This window comes from Bacillus sp. LL01 (genome assembly GCF_001037965.1).
Genome location: NZ_LFEL01000069.1, coordinates 1 through 7797, shown reverse-complemented (window position 1 = coordinate 7797; position 7797 = coordinate 1). Strand labels below are relative to the sequence as shown.

Sequence of the window (7797 nt, the reverse complement as noted above, 5' to 3'; positions counted from 1 at the left end):
AAAAGAAGATGTAGTAGCAGGAAACACATTTTACTTCCTGCGAGCGAAAGACGGATACGATGCAAGTCGCGTACTTGATCCTTCTTTATTAGCAAAAATGGCTAAGAAAGTAACAGGGCAATTAGCAGTAGCCATCCCTCATCAAGACGTATTAATTATGGCAGATATTCAAAATGATAGTGGGTACGATGTGCTAGCACAAATTGCTTTACAGTTTTTTGGAGAGGGTCGAATACCAGTGACCGCTCTTCCTTTCATGTATGAAAATGGGGAWTTAGAGCCAACTTTTATCTTAGCTCATAAAAAACCACAACAACCGTAATCTTCTAAAGAATGATTATGGTACAATAAGAATTGATAAAAGCTGATTTTAGTGGATAAGGAGAACTTATTACAATGAATGTGTTCTATAATGTTGAAGGTGTTGGAGATACGTTAATAATGGTCATTCAAGACGGTGAATTAGAAAACCGTACATTTGAGACAAAAGGTGACCTTGTTCGAATATATGATAAAATTTCAGGGGAAACATTAGGTTACAACTTGTTTAAAGCTTCTACTTATGGGGAGCTAGTTGATAACGGTGCTGTAGAATTAACAGAAGATGTACAAGCCCTTATTCAAAAAGCATTTAAAGAAAATGGATTTGACCTAAATATATCTTTAAAAAAGCAAGCAAAGTTTGTAGTTGGTTATGTTGAAGAAAAAGTTAAGCATCCAAATGCAGATAAATTAAACATTTGTCACGTCAATGTAGGAGATGAGCGACTACAGATTGTATGTGGTGCTCCAAATGTGGATCAAGGGCAAAAAGTCGTTGTAGCACGAGTGGGTGCTGTCATGCCGAGTGGACTTGTCATTAAAGAAGCAGCTCTACGAGGTGTGGAATCATCAGGAATGATTTGTTCGGCTAAAGAACTAGCTCTCCCTGATGCACCGCAGGAAAAAGGGATTCTAGTACTAGAAGACACATATGAAGTTGGATTAGCCTTTCCGATGCGCTAGGCTGATTCACATTGGGGGAACCACTAGAGATAACTAGTGGTTCTTTCTACTCATGTAGTGGGAATCAATTTAAATAAGAAAGTGAGTGAGAAGAATGGACAATTTGAAGCAATGGATGAAACGAATCCAAGGAGCTTTATTCGGTGAAGAAGAAATAGATAAACAAAATAGAGAAGATAGTGGTTTGCAACAGAAAAAACAAATTAGTCATGATTCAGATAATAAAAGAAAAGTAGGGTACATAGAAGGGGGCAATCGAGAAAGCGTTCCTAGAATGGTCTATCAATACCCAAAGCCTGGGAAGTTTCGTTTTCCGTTAATAGAAGATGGACAAGACCAGCAATCACAGCGCTCTGAAAAGAATGTAGAGACTAGAACAAGAAGATCATTTCGACAAGTAAATGAAGAACAAGCAGAAGAGAAAAGCTATCGCCGACCTGATCGCAATAAACATAATAGTAGGCCAGAAATAAAAGTAGATAAAAAAATCGAAGAGAAGGCAATGGAGAAAACGAAAGTAAAGAAAGAATTTAAGCCCACATCGATTCCTTCTCCAGTCTACGGATTTAAAGAACGTAAAAAAAATATGTATGAAGATGAGTCCTTGCTTTCATCCTTACCTGGTTTCGGTAAGGTCATTGAAACCAAGCGACCAAGTGTAACAATGGAAAAACAGCTAGAAGTATTCTTAAGAGCAGAGAATATACGAAATACAGAAGTGGCAGCTACAGTCCCGCGTGAGCTAGAAGTATTAGAACCAGAAGTGAGTACGGAGACTGAAGTGGTTCAGCAAGAAGATACAGTACTTGAAGAACATTCACATATCCTTGATTCGGTACCAGAAAAACTCGATATAGACACCACTTATTCCATTGTAGAAGAAGAACCACATCAAGATGAAACCAAACTACATGTGGAAACAGCCTTTCCAGAAGAAGAGTTAACTACTAGTGAAGACGTGATGAGGTCTGAAAAGCAAGAGCAAACTGAATCCTTACTCTCTTCAACACCACCAGAAGAGTCGGTAGTGGTAGTTGAAACTACTATGCCTGAAGAACAAGTAGAACAAGTAGATCCATTAGTTGAAAAGCAAGAAGTGATGGAAGAACCTTCTACTCCAGTATCTATTTCAATTGGGGAATTAGGAGCTAAGGTAAATCAAACTCAAGAAGAAGAGCCATCTAAAGTAGAAGTAAATAAGGATGAGCCACTGGAAAGACCACAGCCTATTAAAAAGGCAAGTGAAAAAAAGGAAGCAAAGGAAAGTATTCCGTTTAATGTGATGATGCTTCCACAAGATCGAAAACCGAAAAAGGTTCAACCCCAGCAAGTAACCGTTCAAGAAACGTATCAACACCCAAGTATCCAGCTTTTAAAATATCCACAACACCAAGAGGATCAAGACTCCGAGTGGTTGGCAGAACAAGCTGAGGTTCTTGAGGAGACGCTGCAAAGCTTTAATGTTGATGCGAAAGTAGTAAATGTAACTAAAGGACCTTCGGTGACAAGGTATGAGATTCAACCTGCTCGTGGAGTGAAAGTAAATAAAGTAACAAGCTTAACGGATGATATGAAGCTAGCATTAGCTGCTAAAGACATTCGTATAGAGGCACCAATTCCAGGGAAAAACACAATTGGGATTGAAGTGCCTAACCGTGTATCAAAACCTGTGTTCCTTAGAGAGATCTTACGTCGGGATGTCTTCATTAAACCTGACTCACCTCTAACAGTTGCATTAGGACTTGATATTTCAGGGCAACCAATCGTTACAGATTTAAGGAAAATGCCTCACGGACTTGTTGCAGGTGCGACAGGTTCTGGTAAAAGTGTGTGTATTAACTCGGTGCTCATTAGTCTACTTTATAAAGCGAACCCTGATGAAGTGAAGTTACTATTAATTGATCCTAAAATGGTAGAGCTAGCCCCTTATAATAAATTACCTCATCTTGTTACACCGGTGATAACCGATGCCAAGCAAGCGACTGCGGCTTTAAAATGGGTGGTTGGTGAGATGGAGAGACGCTATGAATTATTTAGCCAACAAGGTGTAAGAGATGTTAGTCGATATAATGAATTGTACTCTGAATCAAAAGATAAACCAGCACTGCCTTACATGCTCGTTGTGATTGATGAATTGGCTGACCTTATGATGGTTTCTCCACAAGATGTAGAAGATTCCATTTGCAGGATTGCGCAGAAGGCTAGGGCATGTGGTATTCACTTGCTGCTCGCTACACAACGACCATCAGTAGACGTCATTACGGGATTAATTAAAGCCAACATCCCAACTAGAGTTGCATTTTCTGTATCATCTCAAACGGATTCTAGAACAATACTTGATATGAGCGGGGCTGAGAGATTGCTAGGAAAAGGAGATATGCTTTTCCATGAAAATGGAGCTCCTAAGCCAGTACGAGTTCAAGGGACATTTGTTTCGGATGAAGAGATTGAAGATGTGTTAGCTTTTGTTAAAAAGCAAAGAGAACCAGAATACCTATTTGCTCCTGAACAGTTACAAAAAATGCAAAGTAGCAACGAACAAGATGATGACTTATTTGAAGAGGCTTGTTACTTTGTGGTTCAACAAGGAGGAGCATCTGCCTCTAGCTTACAGCGCCGATTTAGAGTAGGTTACAACCGTGCTGCTAGATTAATTGACATGATGGAAGGTATGGGTGTGATTAGTGAAGCAATGGGGAGTAAACCGCGTCATATTTTAGTAGATGAACTAGAACTTGAAGAGTTACTGTACCCAAGTAGGTAATGGACATCACCAGCTTTGCCTTGTATTCAGCGTGAAGGTTATATATGATAGGTAAGAGTTTATTTACTAGATATAGAGAAGAACTGTATGGTTATAACTATTAGGATGGGTACAAGGAGTATAAGGGGCTATGAAGGAAATAGAATTGAAGATGCAGGGCAAGATCAAACGATTAACAAATCAAACGTTCAAGTTTGATGAACGAATTCATGATGGCTGGTTTTCAGCTGTTTATTTCTTGAAAACGCGCGAGATTGTTCAGAAATATCATGTAGACAATGTCATTACGATGCAATTTTTTCAAAAAGAACATGCTATACTGTGTGGAACAGATGAAGTAATTGCTTTAATCAAAACATTTGCCAAGAATACAGATGAACTAGAGATTCATTCCCTAAAAGATGGTGATAAAATTAAGCCATTTGAAACCGTTTTGACCATAACTGGTCCTTATCAAAACTTTGGTTTTCTTGAGGGGATCATAGATGGGATTTTTGCTAGAAGAACATCTGTGGCCACAAATGTATATAATGTAGTAAAAGCGGCTAGAAAATCAGGAGTTCAAAAGCCTGTTATTTTTATGGGTGATCGTGATGATCATTTTACACAACAGTCTKGTGACGGTTATGCAGCATATATTGGCGGTTCTAAAGCCCAGGCAACACACGCAATGAATGAATGGTGGGGTAAAAAGGGAATGGGAACAATGCCTCATGCGTTAATTCAATTATTCAGTGGTGATGTGGTGGAAGCGACAAGAGCATACCAAACTGAATTTCCTGAAGATGAATTAATGGCTTTAGTTGATTATAATAATGATGTGATAATAGATTCCCTAAAAGTAGCACGAGCATTTGGTGACGATTTAAAAGGAGTAAGAGTAGACACATCTCGAACAATGGTTGATCAATATTTCTGTAGAAACCCTGAAGTGATKGGAGCATTTGATCCACGTGGTGCAAATCCAGTTCTGCTATTTGCACTACGAGAAGCTCTTGATAGAGAAGGATTTAACCATGTAAAAATCGTTGCTACAGGTGGCTTTAATGCTAAGCGGATAGAGTCATACGAAGAGCAAGGTGTTCCGATTGATATCTACGGAGTTGGTGGGAGTTTGCTTAAGATACACATCGGATTCACAGGAGACAATGTCTTATTAAATGGAGAACATGAAGCGAAAGCGGGGAGACGTTTTCGTAACAATCCTAGATTAGAACTTGTCGATTAACGGTTAGGTGACCCGCTAATTGCAGTGGGTCATCTTTTTTAAGTGAAGCATGGGGTAATGAGTGTGAATTAATATTAATGAGTATAAAGTTCCATGGAACAAGTAGAATTGGTGATTGCTGATATTTCTGCTATAATCATTAAAGTGAATCGAAACGGTTTTATACTAAAAACGATCTTGAGTTACATACTCCCCATAACTTACACATGACTTGGACGCGTTTGAAACCATGAGGAATTTGGAGGTCCAACTATGACTAAATATCATTTTATTGGAATTAAAGGGTCAGGAATGAGTGCATTAGCACAAATTTTACATGACATGAAAAAGGATGTACAAGGTTCAGATGTTGAGAAGCAATTCTTTACACAAAGACCTTTAGAGCAAAAAGGAATACCATTATTAACGTTTAACCAAGAAAATATTGAAGAGGGTCAACAAGTCATTGTATCGGCAGCTTATGGTGAAGATCATGAAGAGGTTGCACGTGCGAATGAACTTAGCGTACCGATTCAACAATACCCACACTTTTTGGGTGACTTTATTCAACAATTTACTAGTATCGCTGTTACAGGTTGTCACGGAAAAACATCTACGACTGGTTTGCTATCACATGTCCTAGGTTCAGCATACCCTACATCTTACTTAATTGGAGATGGCTCCGGAAAAGGTGAGGAAGACTCCAAGTATTTTGTGTTTGAAGCTTGTGAATACCGTCGTCATTTCTTAAACTACAAACCAGACTACTGTATTATGACTAATATCGACTTCGATCACCCCGACTATTTCAAGGATGTAGAGGATGTTTTCCAAGCTTTTAGTGAGATGGCAATGCAAGTGAAAAAAGCGATTGTAGCCTGCGGTGATGATCAACATTTACAAGGTATTCATGCTAATGTTCCGGTCGTATTTTATGGCTTCAGTGAACAAAATGATTTCCAAGCTAGAAACGTTGAAGTGACAAGTGAAGGAACAACTTTTGATGTGTATGTTCGTAATAACTTATATGGCACATTCACAATACCTGGATACGGAAACCACAATGTATTAAATGCTTTAGCTGTTATTGCTCTATGTCATTATGAAAGTGTTCCAGCTGAAGTTCTTGAAGAGCATTTAAAGACGTTCCAAGGTGTAAAAAGACGCTTTACTGAAAAGGAAATGKGAAGTCAAATTTTGATAGATGATTACGCTCATCACCCAACTGAAATTGCAGCAACAGTTGATTCTGCCAAGAAAAAATATGCAGAACGAGAGATCGTGGCGATTTTCCAACCACACACTTTTACACGTACAAAAACATTTCTACATGAATTTGCAGAAGCTTTAAAGCTGGCAGACCATGTTTATTTATGCGATATCTTTGGATCTGCACGTGAGCAAGCGGGGTCATTAACCATTCAAGATCTTCTTGATCTTATTCCTGATGCGCAGCTAATCACTGAAGAAGATGTTGCTCGTCTTAAAGAGCATGATAACAGCACGTTATTATTTATGGGTGCAGGTGACATCCAAAAGTTCCAGAAAGCCTATGAAGAAACATTAACTGTACAATAAAAGCATTTAATAAAACCCCTTATCGTAAGCAGAAAGCATTCTGATTACTAGATAAGGGGTTCTTTATTGGTTATTTAATTTAATTAAGAAGTATTTTTTCGGTAGTAAGGATCGCTTCGATTCCTAATCTAGCTTCTTTGATAACAGATTCTCTCCAATGCTCGTTATCAGGATAGAACATTTCTCTAAATTCATTTAAAATCCACTGGCGATCCTCTTCGTTACTTGCTCCTTCCCAATATAAGTGATTTTCTAATACAATCGTTTGAAACTCTCGAAATTCAGCTTTCTTTCCGGTTCCAAAAGTACCGAATTCAAAGAGGGCAGAGAAAAGTTCAGTATTAGGAAATTCTTCCGTTTTTACCTTATGGAAATAGTGCGAAGAATCTCCCTTCACTTTTTCACCAGTGAACAATTGGATATTCTTTAACTGATAGTGAGATTTTAATTCGTCTTCATCTCGCTGATCTAAATTTGAGATAACCATTGTTATTTCGTTAGATGGTCCTAATGCTGTATGCCAGTCCATATGAATCACGCAGTTGAAAGTAGCTAAAAGTTTCTTTTGGACAGATTTTAAAAAGGTGGTAGAAGGTTCTTCTCTTGTCCCACCGAAATAAACCCCTCTCTCAAACTCAAATTGACCCATTCCTTTAGCTTTTTTTATTCCACTATATCCCGTAGTGACTAAAGCTTTACTGAGTTGTGTATAAAGCTTTCTCTTTTCTTGCTGCAAATCAGTAATTTTCCCATTAGGAAGGAAAAGATCACTTTCTTTTGAATAATTTTCATTTATATCCTTTGGAACTGATTGTTTGTCATAAATATAATTACGATTTAAATCCACATTATTTTCGGTTACTCGTCGAAAATGTCTCATTCCCCAAGGGTTGAGAGCATGAATCAAGCAAATCCCTGTAGTGTGTGGGTCGATTTGATCGAGATACTCTTCAACGAATAAATGAATCACACCAGCACCTGCGTACCCTTCGATTCCATGTTCTCCAGTAGTAAAGAAAAGAACTTGTTCATTTGTAGTGAGTGCTTCAGCATAGATCATATCAATCGTGTTCTCTTCTTCTTCTTTCCCAATAGATTTCGAAGTGATAACGGCATTTGGCCATTTCTCTTTAATTTTATCTAAATGAGAACGGAAAGATTCCCTTGATTCCTCATATGTTGATTTTAAGTAGATATCAGTTTCAATCATTGCTTATTCCACCTTTATGTTCATTTCTAAGAA

6 protein-coding genes are annotated in these 7797 nt (G+C 38.1%); 5 read left to right on the top strand and 1 reads right to left on the bottom strand.

Annotated elements, in window-relative coordinates:
- The 5 genes from AB685_RS24260 to murC form a co-directional block, all read left to right on the top strand.
- On the top strand, positions 1–322 hold a 322-nt coding region (locus AB685_RS24260; RefSeq protein ID WP_047973153.1), incomplete at its 5' end, for a DUF1444 family protein.
- 74 nt (positions 323–396) lie between these two features.
- Entirely contained in the window at positions 397–1005 is a 609-nt protein-coding gene (ytpR, locus tag AB685_RS24255; protein WP_047973152.1) for a YtpR family tRNA-binding protein, read from the top strand.
- 115 nt (positions 1006–1120) lie between these two features.
- A complete protein-coding gene (locus AB685_RS24250; RefSeq protein ID WP_047973154.1) occupies positions 1121–3769 on the top strand; it encodes a DNA translocase FtsK in 2649 nt (882 codons plus the stop codon).
- 130 nt (positions 3770–3899) lie between these two features.
- Complete coding sequence (locus AB685_RS24245) at positions 3900–4997, top strand: nicotinate phosphoribosyltransferase (RefSeq protein ID WP_047973151.1); 1098 nt, start codon at positions 3900–3902, stop codon at positions 4995–4997.
- A gap of 252 nt (positions 4998–5249) precedes the next feature.
- Positions 5250–6554 carry a UDP-N-acetylmuramate--L-alanine ligase gene (gene murC, locus AB685_RS24240; RefSeq protein ID WP_047973150.1) on the top strand — a complete coding sequence of 435 codons (1305 nt, stop codon included), beginning with the start codon at positions 5250–5252 and terminating at the stop codon, positions 6552–6554.
- A 79-nt stretch (positions 6555–6633) separates the two neighbouring features.
- Here murC and AB685_RS24235 read toward each other — a convergent pair whose 3' ends face one another.
- The gene (locus AB685_RS24235; protein ID WP_047973149.1) at positions 6634–7764 is read right to left on the bottom strand and encodes a M14 family metallopeptidase; all 1131 of its coding nucleotides are present in this window, start codon (positions 7762–7764) and stop codon (positions 6634–6636) included.
- Positions 7765–7797 lie beyond the last annotated feature (33 nt).